General features: G+C 67.0%; 16 protein-coding genes and 1 tRNA gene. 5 read left to right on the top strand and 12 right to left on the bottom strand.

The annotated features are described in order from the left end of the window. Nucleotides 1–16: 16 nt before the first annotated feature. Together ACSQ9A_RS06635 and yaaA are read right to left on the bottom strand one after the other, a co-directional pair. The gene (locus ACSQ9A_RS06635; RefSeq protein ID WP_093108906.1) at nucleotides 17–862 is read right to left on the bottom strand and encodes a 2OG-Fe(II) oxygenase; all 846 of its coding nucleotides are present in this window, start codon (nucleotides 860–862) and stop codon (nucleotides 17–19) included. Continuing rightward, entirely contained in the window at nucleotides 859–1,644 is a 786-nt protein-coding gene (gene yaaA, locus ACSQ9A_RS06630) for a peroxide stress protein YaaA (protein WP_436303084.1), read from the bottom strand. The genes ACSQ9A_RS06635 and yaaA overlap by 4 nt, the downstream gene beginning before the upstream one ends. 86 nt (nucleotides 1,645–1,730) lie before the next feature. Here yaaA and ACSQ9A_RS06625 point away from each other — a divergent pair, with 86 nt between their 5' ends. The 3 genes from ACSQ9A_RS06625 (at nucleotide 1,731) to galU (ending at nucleotide 6,653) form a co-directional block, all read left to right on the top strand. Continuing rightward, nucleotides 1,731–2,708 carry an MBL fold metallo-hydrolase gene (locus tag ACSQ9A_RS06625; RefSeq protein WP_436303083.1) on the top strand — a complete coding sequence of 326 codons (978 nt, stop codon included), beginning with the start codon at nucleotides 1,731–1,733 and terminating at the stop codon, nucleotides 2,706–2,708. Between the two features lie 90 nt (nucleotides 2,709–2,798). Beyond that, on the top strand, nucleotides 2,799–5,669 hold the full coding sequence (locus tag ACSQ9A_RS06620; protein WP_436303082.1) for a valine--tRNA ligase: 2,871 nt from the start codon (nucleotides 2,799–2,801) through the stop codon (nucleotides 5,667–5,669). Between the two features lie 93 nt (nucleotides 5,670–5,762). After that, nucleotides 5,763–6,653: a UTP--glucose-1-phosphate uridylyltransferase GalU gene (gene galU / locus ACSQ9A_RS06615; protein WP_093108910.1), complete on the top strand. Its 891-nt coding sequence runs from the start codon at nucleotides 5,763–5,765 to the stop codon at nucleotides 6,651–6,653. Here the strand turns inward: galU and ACSQ9A_RS06610 are convergent. From ACSQ9A_RS06610 to cysM, 4 genes are read right to left on the bottom strand one after another with little or no spacing between them, the layout of a single operon-like run. Next, the gene (locus ACSQ9A_RS06610; RefSeq protein WP_436303081.1) at nucleotides 6,634–7,749 is read right to left on the bottom strand and encodes an SGNH/GDSL hydrolase family protein; all 1,116 of its coding nucleotides are present in this window, start codon (nucleotides 7,747–7,749) and stop codon (nucleotides 6,634–6,636) included. The genes galU and ACSQ9A_RS06610 overlap by 20 nt on opposite strands. A 10-nt stretch (nucleotides 7,750–7,759) precedes the next feature. Next, the gene (locus ACSQ9A_RS06605) at nucleotides 7,760–7,987 is read right to left on the bottom strand and encodes a sulfurtransferase TusA family protein (protein WP_093108912.1); all 228 of its coding nucleotides are present in this window, start codon (nucleotides 7,985–7,987) and stop codon (nucleotides 7,760–7,762) included. A 41-nt stretch (nucleotides 7,988–8,028) separates the two neighbouring features. Continuing rightward, complete coding sequence (locus ACSQ9A_RS06600) at nucleotides 8,029–8,571, bottom strand: NUDIX domain-containing protein (RefSeq protein ID WP_436303080.1); 543 nt, start codon at nucleotides 8,569–8,571, stop codon at nucleotides 8,029–8,031. A gap of 7 nt (nucleotides 8,572–8,578) precedes the next feature. Beyond that, nucleotides 8,579–9,481 carry a cysteine synthase CysM gene (gene cysM / locus ACSQ9A_RS06595; RefSeq protein WP_093108914.1) on the bottom strand — a complete coding sequence of 301 codons (903 nt, stop codon included), beginning with the start codon at nucleotides 9,479–9,481 and terminating at the stop codon, nucleotides 8,579–8,581. Between the two features lie 41 nt (nucleotides 9,482–9,522). On the opposite strand from cysM, the gene ACSQ9A_RS06590 reads away from it, so the two are divergent. Together ACSQ9A_RS06590 and ACSQ9A_RS06585 are read left to right on the top strand one after the other, a co-directional pair. Beyond that, a tRNA-Leu gene (locus ACSQ9A_RS06590) sits at nucleotides 9,523–9,607 on the top strand. A gap of 12 nt (nucleotides 9,608–9,619) precedes the next feature. Further along, complete coding sequence (locus tag ACSQ9A_RS06585; protein WP_436303079.1) at nucleotides 9,620–9,955, top strand: hypothetical protein; 336 nt, start codon at nucleotides 9,620–9,622, stop codon at nucleotides 9,953–9,955. Nucleotides 9,956–10,128: 173 nt separating this feature from the next. Here the strand turns inward: ACSQ9A_RS06585 and ACSQ9A_RS06580 are convergent, their stop codons facing one another. The 6 genes from ACSQ9A_RS06580 to ACSQ9A_RS06555 form a co-directional block, all read right to left on the bottom strand. Continuing rightward, nucleotides 10,129–10,494, bottom strand: a complete 366-nt coding sequence (locus tag ACSQ9A_RS06580) for a hypothetical protein (RefSeq protein WP_436293833.1) — start codon at nucleotides 10,492–10,494, stop codon at nucleotides 10,129–10,131. 122 nt (nucleotides 10,495–10,616) lie between these two features. Then, entirely contained in the window at nucleotides 10,617–11,087 is a 471-nt protein-coding gene (locus tag ACSQ9A_RS06575) for a group II truncated hemoglobin (RefSeq protein WP_436303078.1), read from the bottom strand. Between the two features lie 19 nt (nucleotides 11,088–11,106). Beyond that, entirely contained in the window at nucleotides 11,107–11,472 is a 366-nt protein-coding gene (locus tag ACSQ9A_RS06570; RefSeq protein WP_093108917.1) for a response regulator transcription factor, read from the bottom strand. 14 nt (nucleotides 11,473–11,486) lie between these two features. Continuing rightward, a complete protein-coding gene (locus ACSQ9A_RS06565; protein WP_436303077.1) occupies nucleotides 11,487–12,371 on the bottom strand; it encodes a S1C family serine protease in 885 nt (294 codons plus the stop codon). 74 nt (nucleotides 12,372–12,445) lie between these two features. Further along, the gene (locus ACSQ9A_RS06560) at nucleotides 12,446–13,699 is read right to left on the bottom strand and encodes a cation:proton antiporter (protein ID WP_093108918.1); all 1,254 of its coding nucleotides are present in this window, start codon (nucleotides 13,697–13,699) and stop codon (nucleotides 12,446–12,448) included. 19 nt (nucleotides 13,700–13,718) lie between these two features. Then, nucleotides 13,719–14,642, bottom strand: coding sequence for an SDR family oxidoreductase (locus tag ACSQ9A_RS06555; protein ID WP_436293836.1), 924 nt, complete (start codon nucleotides 14,640–14,642; stop codon nucleotides 13,719–13,721).

Genomic DNA, 14,642 nt, shown 5'->3' with positions numbered 1-14,642 from the left:
CGCGGGCTCTGGTGAGCTAGATGAATTCGCGCTCTCGCAACCATTTGGTCGCGACCCACTTCTCGCCCGCGAGCACCGGGGCCCCGCCATGCAGCGTACGCGTCGCAGGATCGGGGCGCTCGTAGCTGAAGAAGACGCCGGTGCCGCGCTTGGGCGCGACTTCGAGCCCGACGTCCGGAAAGGTGGTGGCGCCGCCCAGTTCAGGCTCCTGCAGGTACATCACGAGCGTCGCGACGCGCTGGCCACCACGCCGCAGGATGGTCGGCGTGCCGGGCTCCGCGGGATCGAAGTAGTCGTAGTGCGGCCGGTATTGCGCGCCGGGGCTGTAGCGCAGGATCTGCAAGCCCTCGCCGAACTCGAGCGGCCAGTTGAGCAACTTCGCGATGCGCTGCTCGAGCCGAGCGACGAAAACGTTCTCGCCGCGCTCGAAGAACATGCCGTCGCTGGTGCGATCGACGTTGAGCGCCTCGCCGCCGGTCTGGGTCTCGACGGTGAGGGAACGCGCGAGCCGCAGCCGCGCGGCCGCGATGAGGCCCTCGCATTCCTCGTCGGAGACCAGGTCACCGAACACCACCACGCGCGGATGGAGCATGGTCTGGAGCACCTGGACACGGCGATCGCCGGTGTCGATATACAGCGGCGAGGTCGACAGGTCCGGCCCCGGCATCGCGGTGCGCGGCGGCGCGACGGCCGCCGCGCCTGCAGCCTGCGCCTCGACCTCGGCCAGCGCGGCGTCCGCCACCTCGCTATGCCAGCCGGCATCGCGCATCGAAGCCCGCAGGCTGGGTACCGAATGCCCCGCGGCGAGCTGCGCGACGACCCACTCGCGCAGCTCGGGACTGATCGCCTGCCCAAGACTCATGCCGCTTTCCTCCTGAATACGAAGCGCTCGGGCAGCGATACCCCGGCGTCGAAGGCATAGCCCTCGAAATCGAACTTCTCCAGCACCTTGGGCGTGGCCGCCCTGTGCAGCACGGCCCAGCGCGCCATCAGGCCGCGGGCGCGCTTGGCGAAGAAGCTGATGACCTTGTACTTGCCGTTCTTCCACTCCTCGAACACGCACTCGATCACCCGAGCCCTCAGCACCTTCTGGTCGACCGACCTGAAGTACTCCTGCGAAGCCAGGTTGATCACGACCGGCGTGCGGTCCGCCTGGAGGCGCTCGTTCAAGTAGCCGGCGATGCGCGAGTTCCAGAAGGCATAGAGGTCCTTGCCATGGCCATTGGCCAGTTGCGTGCCCATCTCGAGCCGGTAGGGCTGCAGCCGATCCAGAGGCCGGAGCACGCCGTAGAGGCCGCTCAGGATGCACACATGATCCTGCGCCCAGGCGAGCTGCTCTGTGCTGAGGGTCTTGGCGTCGAGCCCGCCATAGACATCGCCGTCGAAAGCCAGCGCGGCCTGCTTCGCGTTCTTCTCCGTCCCCTTGGAAGCCCAGGCCGCATAGCGAGCCACGTTGAGCGCAGACAGCTTGTCCGACAGGTGCATGAGTTCGGCGATCTGCTGCGGCGACTTCTGCCGCAGGAGCTTGATCAGCTCGGCGGCCGGGCCGCGCGGCCCTTCGAAACGAGGCTGAGTGGCGGGCAGCGCATCGGGTACCGGGGTGTCGTAGTCGAGCGACTTGGCAGGCGAGATCAAAAACAGCATCTCCGAATTATCTTCGGGCCCGGACGGACTGCTCTCGAAGCGGTAGAGTCCGCCCTGCTTCCAACCCCACTCCCAGGAGATCTGCGATGAAGGCTGCCTCCCTTCTGCGAACCAGCGCTTTCGTTCTTGTCGCCGCCTGCGCGGCCACCGCACTGTGGACACCCACCGCGACGCATGCGGCGGCACCCCTTGCCAAGGAAACCGCGCCAGCCTTCTACCGGCTGATGGTCGGCGACTTCGAGGTCACGGCCCTGTCCGACGGAACGGTGGCGTTGCCGGTGGACCAGCTGCTGACGCGCACCACGCCCGAGCAGGTGAAGAAGACGCTGGCCAGGTCTTATCTCCAGAGCCCGCTCGAAACCTCGGTGAACGGCTATCTGATCAACACCGGCGAGAAGCTGGTGCTGATCGACACCGGCGCCGGCGGCCTGTTCGGTCCGACGCTGGGCCGCCTCGCGGCCAACCTCAAGGCGGCGGGCTACCAGCCCGAGCAGGTGGACGAGATCTACATCACCCACCTGCATCCGGACCATGTGGGCGGCCTGGCAGCAGGCGACAAGCCAGCCTTTCCCAATGCCACGGTGCGAGCCGACCAGCGCGACGCCGATTTCTGGCTCAGCCAGGCGAACATGGACAAGGCGCCGGCCGACTCGAAGGGCTTCTTCCAGGGCGCGGTGGCTTCGCTCAATCCCTACATCGCAGCCGGCAAGTTCAAGCCCTTCGACGGCGACACCGATCTGGTGCCCGGCATCAAGGCCAAGGCGGCACGTGGACACACGCCGGGCCACAGCATCTTCGTCGCCGAAAGCAAGGGCCAGAAGATGGTGTTCTGGGGCGACCTGATGCACGTGGCCGCCGTCCAGTTCGAGAATCCATCCATCACCATCCAGTTCGACACCGACTCCCGGCCGGCGGCCGTGCAGCGCAGAAGGGCCTATGCAGAAGCTGCCATGCAGGGGTACCTGGTGGGAGGCGCGCACATCTCCTTCCCCGGCGTCGGCCGGCTGCGCTCGCAGGGCAGCGGCTACGTCTGGCTGCCGGTGAACTACGTGCCCACGCGTTGAACACGGCGCGCGCCGCAGTCGAATAAAATCCTTCGCTCATCCACCCCCACCAGCGGCATCCTGCGGGATGCCGCTCGTCTTTGCACCGCCATGAGCGACACCTTGTCCCAACCCGGCCTCGAGAGCCTTTCCAAATCCTTCGAACCTGCCGCCCTCGAGGCGCACTGGGGTCCCGAGTGGGAGCGGCGCGACTACGCGGTCGCGGGCTTTCGCGGCACCGGGCAACCAAAGGACGACGTGCCCTCCTTTGCGATCCAGCTGCCGCCGCCGAACGTGACCGGCACGCTGCACATGGGCCATGCGTTCAACCAGACGATCATGGACAGCCTCGCGCGCTACCACCGCATGAAGGGCGACAACACGCTGTGGGTGCCAGGCACCGACCACGCGGGCATCGCGACCCAGATCGTGGTCGAGCGCCAGCTGCAGGAACAGAAGACCAGTCGCCACGACCTGGGCCGCAAGAACTTCGTCGCCCGCGTGTGGGAGTGGAAAGAGCAGTCGGGCAACACCATCACCAACCAGATGCGCCGCATGGGCGACACGGTCGATTGGAGCCGCGAATACTTCACGATGGACGAGAAGCTCTCGAAGGTCGTCACGCAAACCTTCGTGCAGCTCTATGAAGAAGGCCTGATCTATCGCGGCAAGCGGCTGGTGAACTGGGACCCTGTGCTCAAGACCGCGGTGAGCGACCTCGAGGTCGAGAGCGAAGAGGAAGACGGCTTCCTCTGGCACATCGCCTATCCGCTCGAAGACGGCTCGGGCTCACTCACCGTGGCGACCACGCGGCCCGAGACCATGCTCGGCGACGTCGCCGTGATGGTCCATCCCGAGGACGAACGCTACAAGCAACTGATCGGCCGGCGCGTCAAGCTGCCGCTGGTGGACCGCCTGATCCCGGTGATCGCCGACGACTACGTCGACAAGGAATTCGGCACCGGCGTGGTCAAGGTCACCCCCGCGCACGACCACAACGACTACGCCGTAGGCCAGCGCCACGGCCTGCCGACCATCGGCGTGCTGACGCTGGACGCCACGATCAACGACAACGCGCCCGAAAAGTACTGCGGGCTCGATCGCTTCGTGGCGCGCAAGGCGGTGGTGGCCGACCTCGAGGCGCTCGGCCTCCTGATCGAAACCAAGAAGCACAAGCTCATGGTGCCGCGCTGTGCACGCACGGGTGCCGTGGTCGAGCCGATGCTGACCGACCAGTGGTTTGTCGCGATGACCAAGCCCGACGCCGGCGGTCAGTCGATCGCGCAGAAAGCCATCGACGCGGTGCGCTCGGGCGAAGTGAGCTTCGTGCCCGAGAACTGGGTCAACACCTACAACCACTGGATGGAGAATATCCAGGACTGGACCATCTCGCGCCAGCTCTGGTGGGGACACCAGATCCCGGCCTGGTACGACGAAGAGGGCCGGGTCTACGTGGCCCACGACGAGGCCGAGGCGCAAGCCAAGGCGCCGGGCAAGAAGCTCGTGCGCGACGAAGACGTGCTCGACACCTGGTATTCGTCGGCCCTGGTGCCCTTCTCCTCGCTCGGCTGGCCCGAAAAAACGCAGGACTACGACCTCTACCTGCCTTCGACCGTGCTGGTCACGGGCTACGACATCATCTTCTTCTGGGTCGCCCGGATGATCATGATGACCAAGCACTTCACCGGCCGGGTGCCTTTCAAGCACGTCTACATCCACGGCCTGGTGCGCGACTCGCACGGCCACAAGATGAGCAAGTCCGAGGGCAACGTGCTCGACCCGGTCGACCTGATCGACGGCATCGCGCTGCCCGAACTGCTGGACAAGCGCACACAGGGCCTGCGCCGGCCCGAGACCGCACCCGCTGTGCGCAAGAACACGCAAAAGGAATTCCCGGACGGCATCCCGGCCTTCGGCGCCGATGCGCTGCGCTTCACCTTCGCGTCGCTCGCCTCGTTGGGCCGCAACATCAATTTCGACCCCAAGCGCTGCGAGGGCTACCGCAACTTCTGCAACAAGCTCTGGAACGCGACGCGCTTCGTGCTGATGAATTGCGAAGGCCAGGACTGCGGCCTGCGCGAGCACACCAAGGAAGAATGCGACGTCGGCGGCCCGGCCCACGGCTACCTCCGATTCAGCCAGGCCGACCGCTGGATCAGCTCGCAGCTGCAGCGTGTCGAGGCCGAGGTGGCCAAGGGCTTCGAAGACTATCGGCTCGACAACGTCGCCAACGCGATCTACCAGTTCGCATGGGACGAGTTCTGCGACTGGTACCTCGAGATCGCCAAGGTGCAGATCCAGCAGGGCGACGATGCGCAGAAGCGCGCCACGCGCCGCACGCTGATCCGCACGCTCGAAACGCTGCTGCGCCTGGCGCACCCGGTCATTCCCTTCATCACCGAGGAGCTCTGGCAGAAGGTGGCCCCAGTGGCCGGCCGCGAAGGCGAATCGGTCATGATCGCGGCCTATCCGAAGAGCCAGCCCGAGAAGATCGACGAAGCGGCCGAGGCCCACGTCGCGCGGCTCAAGTCGCTGGTCGATGCATGCCGCACGCTGCGCGGCGAGATGAACGTGTCGCCCGCCACCCGGCTGCCGCTCTACGCCGTGGCCGACGATGCGACAAGCAGCGCCTTCCTGCGCGATGCCGCACCGGTGCTGCAGGCGCTGGCCAAGCTCAAGGAAGTGAAGGTCTTCGACGACGCGGCCGACTGGGCAGCGGCCGCCGAAGCGGCGCCGGTGGCGGTGGTCGGCGGCGTACGCATCTGCCTGCACATGGAAATCGACAAGGCCGCGGAGAAGGCGCGCATCGGCAAGGAGATCGCGCGCATCGAAGGCGAGATCGCCAAGGTCAACACGAAGCTCAGCAACGAAGCCTTCGTCGCCAAGGCGCCGCCCGCGGTGATCGAGCAGGAGCGCAAGCGGCTCGCGGACTTCAGCGCCACGCTCGAACGGCTGCGCGACCAGCTTGTGCGCCTCGGCTGACAGACGCTCGACATCGGAGAGCTTTAGTATTCGGGTTCGGCGCCGAGGCGCCGCCCTCCTCCGATCCATCTTCCCCGATCAGACGCAAAGCCCATGTCCACCTCACCAGCGCGCATTCGCAAGGCCGTGTTTCCCGTTGCAGGCTTCGGCACCCGTTTTCTGCCAGCCACCAAGGCGCAGCCCAAGGAAATGCTGCCGGTGGTGGACAAGCCGCTGATCCAGTACGCGGTGGAAGAAGCCTACGCTGCCGGCATTCGCGACATGATCTTCGTCACCGGGCGCAACAAGCGCGCGATCGAGGATCACTACGACACCGCCTACGAGCTCGAAAGCCAACTCGAGGCCAGCAACAAGCTCGCGCTGCTCAAGATTGCACGTTCGGTGATGCCGGACGACATGACCTGCTCCTATGTGCGCCAGCCCCGCATGCTGGGTCTGGGGCACGCCGTGCTGTGCGCCGAACACCTGGTCGGCGACGAACCCTTCGCAGTGCTGCTGGCCGATGACCTGATGGTCGGCCCCGAGAACGGCGAGCCCGTGCTGGCGCAGATGACGCGCGCCTTCGGCAGGCTCGGCGGCTCGTTGCTGGCGGTGCAGGAAGTGCCGCTCGAACACGTCAAGCGCTACGGTATCGTGGCCGGCGACACGGTCGAGGAAGGCTTGGTCAAGGTCAACCGCATGGTCGAGAAACCGCAGCCGGAGGACGCGCCCTCGCGCCTCGGCGTGGCGGGCCGCTACATCCTGACGCCGGGCGTGTTCGAGGAGATCCGCAACCAGCCCAAGGGCGCCGGCGGCGAGATCCAACTGACCGACGGCATCGCCGCGCTCATGAAGAAGGAATCGGTCTACGCCTATGCCTACCAGGGTGTGCGCTACGACTGCGGCAGCAAGGAAGGCTTCCTGCAGGCCACCGTCGAGCTCGCGCTCGCGCACCCGGAAGTCGGTGGCGAATTCCGCGCCTACCTCAAGAGCCTGGAGCTCTAGGCGGATTCGTCAGCACCAGCGGCTCGAGGAAGCTGGCCAGCTCCTCGTCGGCTATCGGCGTCAGCGGCAGACCGAAAACGTCCTGCAGGCGCGCCACGAGGGCTTGCGCCCACAAGGCGTTCCACACCAGCCCCGAATGGCGATCTGCCAGCAGGGCGTTGCGGGGATCATCGCCAATCGTGTTCGTCACGTGCAGCGTCGAACCGATCGCCACCGTCTTGTAGTCCGGCTTGCCATCGGCGCTGCGTGATCCCCAGTGGGCCTGGAACCACGCGAGATCGTCGAAATAAGCCAGGCGCGGGTCGCTGTCGGCCAGCCGGCGGATGGCGGCATTGAAGCCGTCGAGCGCAGTCCCGATGTTCGTGGTTTCGGCTGCCGACTGCCATCGATCGAAGTTGGCGGGATCGTCCGCTTCGTTGCCGATGCCCACCAGCAGGATGCGCGTCGAAGGGTGCGAAGCATGGATCAACGCGACCGCCGCGCCGATCTCGCCGGCGCAATAGGCCGTGGCGGCACGCAGTTCGGGCGCGGAAGGGTCGCGCGCCTGGAGATCCAGCAGGCCGCCCCAGTTGTTGAGGCCGATGCGGATCACCACCACGCCGCGCATCCAGCGCTCGGGCTCCTCGTCCATCAGTGCGACGAGGCGTGGCGCCTGGCGAAACCGGCCGCCCATGAGGTTCTTGCAGGCCGCCCCGGAGTTCGCGAAGTTGTAGAAATAGTCCTCCTTCTTCGGCGCCCGGCCGCCGCGCAGGCCCAGCCACTCGCGCGCCTGGGCCACGACGCCGGGCCGGCCCCAGAGAACCCACGGCCCGAGGTCCAGCTGCTGCCCGCGCAGGCGCGCGAGCACCTCGGTCCACTGGAAGGTGCGCGAACGCCATGCGCCGCCGCGCTCGGTCGTATCAGCGGCAAACCAGGCATTGTCCTGGTAGGAGTGGCTGTTCGAATCGCCCAGCACCGCGATCGGGATCGCCTCGGAAGACAGGGGACGATGCGGGGGATCGGGCGGCATGCCGTCGCTCCAGAGGGTCAACGTGAGCAGCGCGGCCGCGACGAGCAGCGCAAGCGCCAGGACGGCAATGCGGGCGCTGCGCTTCACGGCGGCACCGTCAGCGGCGGCGCAGCACGTGGATGAAATCGGTGCCGACGGTCTGCTGCTCGACCAGGTCGTTGCCGGTCTGGCGCGCAAAAGCCTGGAAATCGCGCACCGAGCCCGGATCCGTGGACACCACCTTCAGCAACTGGCCGCTCTGCATCTCGTTGAGCGATTTCTTGGCCTTCAGGATGGGCAGCGGACAGTTGAGTCCGCGGGTGTCGATTTCTTTGTGGATGTCCATCGCCTTGTCCTGTCCTTGAAGCTGCGTCGATTCTAGGCAGCTCATTCGGCCACGAGGGTTGCCGGCCGCGGCCAGTCCATGAACTGGGGTTCGTGTCCGCGCGTGCGCAGCCAGTCGGCCAGCGCGTAGCCGGTGCCGGCCGGCCAGCACTTGAGGGCGCCGAGTTCGTAGAGCCGGTAATCGACCAGTTCCGGCGACAGGCGCACCACGCCATCGGCCACCGCGTGGTAGGCAATGATCACCTGATTCATGCGCTGGAAGTCGTACACGCCGACCAGGTTCAGCGCGCTGGCGTCGAGGTTCGTCTCTTCCTTGATCTCGCGCGCGATGCCCTCCTGCGGCGTCTCGCCGGCCTCCATGAAGCCTGTGATCAGCGCATACATCTTGTGCGGCCACGCGGCATTGCGCGCCAGCAGCACCTGGCCGCGGTACTCGATGATCGCGGCCAGCACCGGCGTCGGGTTGTTCCAGTGGGTCCAGCCGCAGGACGGGCAGCGCAGGCGCGACTTCGGCCCGCCGTCCTCGGCCAGTTCGATGTGCGCCAGCGGCGTGGCGCAGGCCGGGCAGAACTTGTGCTCGGACATGGCGCGTTCAGGCGGGAAACACGCCGGTGGAGAGGTAGCGGTCGCCGCGGTCGCAGACCACGAAGACGATGGTCGCGTTCTCGACCGTCCTGGCGATCTCCAGCGCCACCCACAGCGCCCCGGCGGACGAAATGCCCGCGAAGATGCCCTCCTCGCGCGCGAGCCGGCGGCACATCTCCTCGGCATTGTCCTGGCTCACGTGGACCAGCTGGTCGACGCGACTGGGCTCGTAGATCTTGGGCAGGTACTCCTCCGGCCACTTGCGGATGCCCGGGATGCGCGAGCCTTCCTCGGGCTGCGCGCCGATGATGCGTACTTCGCGGTTCTTCTCCTTCAGGAAGTGCGAGACGCCGGTGATGGTGCCGGTAGTCCCCATCGCGCTCACGAAGTGCGTGATGCGTCCGCCCGTGTCGGCCCAGACCTCGGGGCCTGTGGTCTCGTAGTGGATGCGCGGGTTGTCGGGGTTGGCGAACTGGTCGAGCACGCGGCCCTTGCCCTGCGCCACCATCTGCTCAGCCAGGTCGCGCGCGTATTCCATGCCGCCGCTCTTCGGCGTCAGCACGAGTTCGGCGCCGAAGGCCTTCATGGTCTGCGCGCGTTCGACCGACAGGTCCTCCGGCATGATCAGCACCATGCGGTAGCCCTTGATGGCCGCCGCCATCGCGAGCGCGATGCCGGTGTTGCCCGAGGTCGCCTCGATCAGCGTGTCGCCGGGCTTGATCTCGCCGCGCTCCTCGGCCCGCTTGATCATCGAAAGCGCCGGCCGGTCCTTGACCGAGCCGGCCGGGTTGTTGCCTTCGAGCTTGGCCAGGATCACGTTGCCGCGCTTCGCGTTGGCGGCCGCGTCGATGCGCTGCAGCGCGACCAGCGGCGTCTTGCCGATCGCGTCTTCAATCGTCGGATATTGCATGGAAGGCACTGTGCCATAATTTTGAGCTGCCTTCCTTCCGTGCCCGGGTGGTGAAATTGGTAGACGCAGGGGACTCAAAATCCCCCACCGAAAGGTGTGCCGGTTCGATTCCGGCCCCGGGCACCATGGCTTCTCGCCATGCATCTCATTCGTGGACCCGGCAGAGACATTCGCGCACGCGTGTCAGCCGCAGCCGACGCCCACAGACCGGATGAATCCGGACAAGACATCCGCACCGGGGCCGACGAGGCGGTCAGCCGCGGGCTGCTGGCTTCCAGGGCCGTGAACGCCTATACCTTCAAGCATTGGAGGCGCGCCATGGACAAGATCATTCTGGATTCGGCAGGAGTGGGTTGGGGCTACGAATGCCTCGGGCTGAATGGCTCGAGGATCTTCACCAACAGCCAGGCCGAAGCCCACTTCTGGCATTCGCTCGGTTATGTGGTGCTTCACTATTCGCATTGGGCGACGTGAGCCATCGCATCGGGAATGCATAAAGAGAAAGCCATGCTCATCGTCATGACAAGAATCCCTTCCGTGCAGGATCCTCGCATCGTGATTGCGTGCATCCGCGCATGCGTCTGGGCCGGCGTCGAAGGCCGGCCGTTCTGCATGCTGCGGTGAATCGGCGCTTGCCTCTTCCGACTTCAATCGTCCCGATCGTCCCAATCCCGACGGTGGTGATGACGGTACCCGTGGCGGTAGCCGGGGCCGTAGTACACCGGCGCGGGCGGCCCGTAATACACGGGTGCGGGACGGTAGTACGCAGGCGGGGGCGGACGGTAATACACAGGCGGCGCGGGCTGGTAGTAGACCGGTGCGGGGCGCGAATAGACGGGGGCGGGTTCGTAGTAAACCGGACCAGGTTCGGCCACGCCGATGGCCAGGCCTGGTGCATTGACACCCACGGACCAGCTCACACCCGCATTGGCCGAAGCTGCGGCGAAGAGCGCCGCGGCTGCCACGGCACCGGCCGCGGCGTACTTGAAGAAGACAGAACGGTTGAGGTTCACAAGGACTCCTGAGGAAGGGCGAATACCGCCCATGTCCGCCATCCAACGCGCCAACCGCAGCGGAAGTGGACTGTCCCGACGGTGAAGATCGTTGCCAAACGTCACAGCAGGGATTGCGGCGCTCAGCCCGTGTACGGGCCTTTGACTTCGCCCCAGCCCCATTTCGGCATCGGCGCATGCGCATCGACCGTGGCGCCCGGTTGCGAATTGATGACGGCCAGGCGCGAGCCCCATTCCAGGTAGCCGACCAGCGCGGATCGGAATTCGGGGTCGTCGGGCATGCCCAGTTCGTCGGCCGTTTCCAACAGCAGGCTCACCCAGCGGCGCCGCTGGGCCTGCGTGAGATGGCGGCCCAAGTGCTGCCGGATCATGTGCGGATGGCCTCCGTGCCGTTCGGAATACGAGGCCGGCCCGCCGAGCACCTCCGCCAGGAAGGCCGCGACATGCGAAGGATGGTCCGCCCCCATGTGCGCGAACACAGGTCCGAGCAGTTCGTCGCCACGCACCTGCTCGTAGAAGCGCGTCGTCAGGCGGTTCAGGGCATCGATGCCGCCGAGCCATTCGTAGAGGCTTGGAATTCTTTGATCCGGCATGTCCGTGTCCCGAAAAAATTCAAAGATGAATGACGCCGAGCCGGGCCGCCTGCGTGACGGCGTCGGTGCGGCCCGTGGCATCGAGCTTGTCGATCAGCGAACCGACATGGAATTTTGCCGTGTGCACCGAGATGCCCAGACGCCGCGCGATGGCCTTGTTGGAGGCGCCTTCAGCCACCAGGGCCAGCACCTCGAGTTCGCGCGGGGTCAACACCGAATCCACTGCCTCGCCGTGCTCCACCGCCTCGGAAGGATGGACCAGTACGACATCGGCGGCCTCTCCGCGCTCGGCCAGGCGCAGGTCCGGCGCGGCTGCCAGGGCGGCAGCGAGCCGTTGCGCCAACTCGGCGTCGTCGATCTCGATCGCGACCACGATCGGTTTCATCGCGCGGCTTTCGTTCAATCGGCTGGCCTTTCGCCCACGGTGAGTTGGACTTCGACCGGCTCGCCCGCGCGCTGGAGCGACAGCGTGAGGACCGAGCCTACGCTCGCTGGACCGAGTGCGCGCAGCAGCAGTTGCACGCTGCGGATAGGCTCGCCGTTCACGGCCACGATGATGTCGCCCTGATGGATGCCGGCCGCCGCACCGGGCCCCTGCTCCGCCACGCCCATGACCATCGCGCCGACGCTGGCGTGACTCACCTTCACCGGCTGCAGGCTCAGGCCAAGATAGCCGCGCGGCATGCGGCCATGGGCCGCGAGCTGCGCAGCCACGCGCTCGATGGTCGGCGCTGGAATGACCAGCACGCGCCGCCGCGGGCCGAACACCGCCATGCCGATGACGCCGCCCTTCGCATTGAGCACCACGCCGCCTTCGGCGCTGGGCCGCAAGCGCAGGTCGAGCTCGGTCCTGGCGTCGATCTCGCCGCCACGCAGGCTGCGCCAGCCCGGGCCGGCCAGCGAGACGATGCCGCTCGCGCAAAGCGGCACGCCTTCACGCGAACCGACTGCGAGCACGAACTCGCCGGCGCGCGTCGTTGAATTGTCGAGCGTCAACTGCGGAGCTTCCGCACCTTCGAAGCGAAGCAGCGCGATGTCGGTGGTGGGGTCGCGGCCGGCCACCTTGGCGGCGACGGTCGTGCCGCCGGGCAGCGTGATCTCAACCTCCTCGTCTTCGGGCAGCGCTTCTTCCGAGGAGACGATGCACCCGGGTCGCCAGACGAAACCGCTGGCGCGCGTGCGCCGCGTGTGCACGGCGACCACGCTGCGCGCTGCGTCGGCGACCATGTCGGCCATCGCCGCAGACAGTTGTTCGAGGGGCGGCAAGGAAACAGTGTTCGACATGAAGATCTCCAAAGACGCTTGCATTGTCGAAATCCCTGCAGCGCGCGCCTACTGCCCGGTTGGGCAGGCAGCGGCTAGATCGTTGCTTCGACAGCCGAGGCGCGCCGCTCCCGCGTCACCCAATTGAACAGCGGTGTCGCCATCAGCGTGGTGATGATCGCCATCAGCACCAGGATCGAGAACAGCCCCGGCAGGATCACGCCGGCATGCAGCCCGATGTTGATGATGATGAGTTCCATCAGCCCGCGCGCGTTCATCAGCGAACCGATCGCGAGCGCATCGCGCTGGCTTTCGCCCGACATGCGCGCCGCGGCCCAGCAGGCGATGCCCTTGCCGCAGAACGATGCGGCGAGGATCGCGATCGCGCCGAGCATGATGCCGGGCTCGAACAGCACCGCCAGCCGCGTGTTGAGCCCCGAGTAGGTGAAGAACATCGGCAACAGGAAGATCACGACGAAGGGCTGCAATTGCGCGCGCAGCTTTTCGGTGAGCGCGCCGCGCGGCAGCACCGCGCCCAGCAGGAAGCCGCCGAAAACCGCGTGGATGCCGATGGCGTCCATCGCGAACGCGCTCAGGCAGAAGAGCACCAGCACGATGGCCAGCAGCGACGAACTCAGCGGCGCATCGGGCCGCACATGCGCAGCCAGGCGCTTGAGCAGGCGCGAGCCGATGAACACCATGAAGAGCGCATAGGCCACGCCGCCGCCGATCGCCGCATAGGCGCCGCCCCAGGAACCGCCGAAGCTCGCCAGCACCACGGCCAGGATGCACCAGGCCGCCGCATCGTCGACCGCGCCGGCGGTAAGTGCGAGCGTACCCAGCGAGGTGCCGGCCAGGCCGCGCTCGTGGATGATGCGCGCCAGCATCGGAAAGGCCGTGATCGCGATCGCGGCGCCGAGGAACAGCGAGGCCTCGAGCGGCTTGGCGCGCGCCGAGAACAACCCGGGGATGTCGTGCAGCCACGGCACCAGCGCAAAAGCCAGCACGAAGGGCACGAGGATGCCGGCCGCCGACACCGAGGCGGCGCTCCTGAAGCGGCTCTTGAAGTGATCGGCGCGGAACTCGGTACCGACCAGGAACATGTACATGCCCACGCCCAGCTGGCCGCCCACGTAGAGCATGCTCAGTGTTTCCTTGGGAAACAGCGCGCGCTGCGCCTCGGGGAAGAAGAGCCCGAACAGCGAGGGGCCGAGCATCACGCCCGCGATCATCTCGCCCACCACCTGCGGCTGGCCGATCTTCTGCGCCAGGCGGCCCACGAGCTGGCAGACTGTGATGATGACGGCGACCTGCAGGAAGAAGTAGACGGAGAGCTGGGTGGTCGGCATGGAATCCCTCGGAAACGGGTCAGGAGGCGAGCCCCGTGGCCACGGTCGGATGACGAAGCCGCACGCGCAACTCGCGCTTCAGCCGCGTATTGTCCATCCGCCGAGACTCGCCCATGAAACTGAGCAGCGACGACGGCAATTGCGCCTGGGCCTCGTCGCGCGCGATGCGCGGCGGGCGCGGCATGCCGTACAGGTCGGCGGCCAGGTCGATGTAGTCGCCCATCTTGATCTCGCTGTCGTCGCTCACGTGGAACACACGCTGCGGCCCGCCGCGCCACAGTGCCGCCACGCAGGCACGCGCCAGGTCGTCGGCATGGATGTGATTGGTGTAGACGTCGTCCTCGGCACGCAGCACCGGCGTGCCTTTTTGCAGCCGCTCGCGCGGCGTGCCGCCTTCGCGATCGGGCGCATAGATGCCGGGTATGCGCAGGATGCGCACGGCGACACCCGCGCGGCCGAGCCAGCGCACGCTGCGCTCGGCATCGACGCGGCGATGCGCGCGCGGCGTGTCGGGCTTCACGGTTTGCGTCTCGCCGATGCGTGCGCCGCCGCAGTCGCCGTAGACGCCGCTGGTCGAGCCGTAGACCAGTGCGGCCGGCAGCGAGCGCAGCCGCAACGCTTGCACGAGCGCGGTGGTGCGCGCGTCGCGCCACCATTGCGCCCCCTCCACGCGCGCCGGCGGCGCGAGATGCAGCACGCGCGTGGCCAGGCCCGAGAGCCGGCGCAGCGTTGCGGGTGCATCGAGATCGGCCACGATTGGTCTGATGCCGGCCTCGCGCAACAGCGCCACGCGCCCGGGCGAAGAGGTCAGCGCGATCAGCTGCACGCGGCCGCGCAACGCGCGTGCCGCCCTGAGCCCGACATCGCCGCATCCGATCACGAGCACACGCTCGCGCCGGAAGCGCGAGGGCGCGGCGCCAAGAGGGCTGTTGATTGAGGGCAA

Origin of the sequence: Variovorax sp. LjRoot290 (assembly GCF_964253985.1) — a bacterium.
Lineage (GTDB): Bacteria > Pseudomonadota > Gammaproteobacteria > Burkholderiales > Burkholderiaceae_C > Variovorax.
This window is presented reverse-complemented; position numbering and strand designations above follow the sequence as displayed.

Bases quoted from the DNA above. Each gene is read 5' to 3' on its own strand.
- ACSQ9A_RS06635 (WP_093108906.1), bottom strand. From the start codon at position 862: ATGAGTCTTGGGCAGGCGATCAGTCCCGAGCTGCGCGAGTGGGTCGTC.
- yaaA (WP_436303084.1), bottom strand. From the start codon at position 1,644: ATGCTGTTTTTGATCTCGCCTGCCAAGTCGCTCGACTACGACACCCCG.
- ACSQ9A_RS06625 (WP_436303083.1), top strand. From the start codon at position 1,731: ATGAAGGCTGCCTCCCTTCTGCGAACCAGCGCTTTCGTTCTTGTCGCC.
- ACSQ9A_RS06620 (WP_436303082.1), top strand. From the start codon at position 2,799: ATGAGCGACACCTTGTCCCAACCCGGCCTCGAGAGCCTTTCCAAATCC.
- galU (WP_093108910.1), top strand. From the start codon at position 5,763: ATGTCCACCTCACCAGCGCGCATTCGCAAGGCCGTGTTTCCCGTTGCA.
- ACSQ9A_RS06605 (WP_093108912.1), bottom strand. From the start codon at position 7,987: ATGGACATCCACAAAGAAATCGACACCCGCGGACTCAACTGTCCGCTG.
- ACSQ9A_RS06600 (WP_436303080.1), bottom strand. From the start codon at position 8,571: ATGTCCGAGCACAAGTTCTGCCCGGCCTGCGCCACGCCGCTGGCGCAC.
- cysM (WP_093108914.1), bottom strand. From the start codon at position 9,481: ATGCAATATCCGACGATTGAAGACGCGATCGGCAAGACGCCGCTGGTC.
- ACSQ9A_RS06585 (WP_436303079.1), top strand. From the start codon at position 9,620: ATGCATCTCATTCGTGGACCCGGCAGAGACATTCGCGCACGCGTGTCA.
- ACSQ9A_RS06575 (WP_436303078.1), bottom strand. From the start codon at position 11,087: ATGCCGGATCAAAGAATTCCAAGCCTCTACGAATGGCTCGGCGGCATC.
- ACSQ9A_RS06570 (WP_093108917.1), bottom strand. From the start codon at position 11,472: ATGAAACCGATCGTGGTCGCGATCGAGATCGACGACGCCGAGTTGGCG.
- ACSQ9A_RS06565 (WP_436303077.1), bottom strand. From the start codon at position 12,371: ATGTCGAACACTGTTTCCTTGCCGCCCCTCGAACAACTGTCTGCGGCG.
- ACSQ9A_RS06560 (WP_093108918.1), bottom strand. From the start codon at position 13,699: ATGCCGACCACCCAGCTCTCCGTCTACTTCTTCCTGCAGGTCGCCGTC.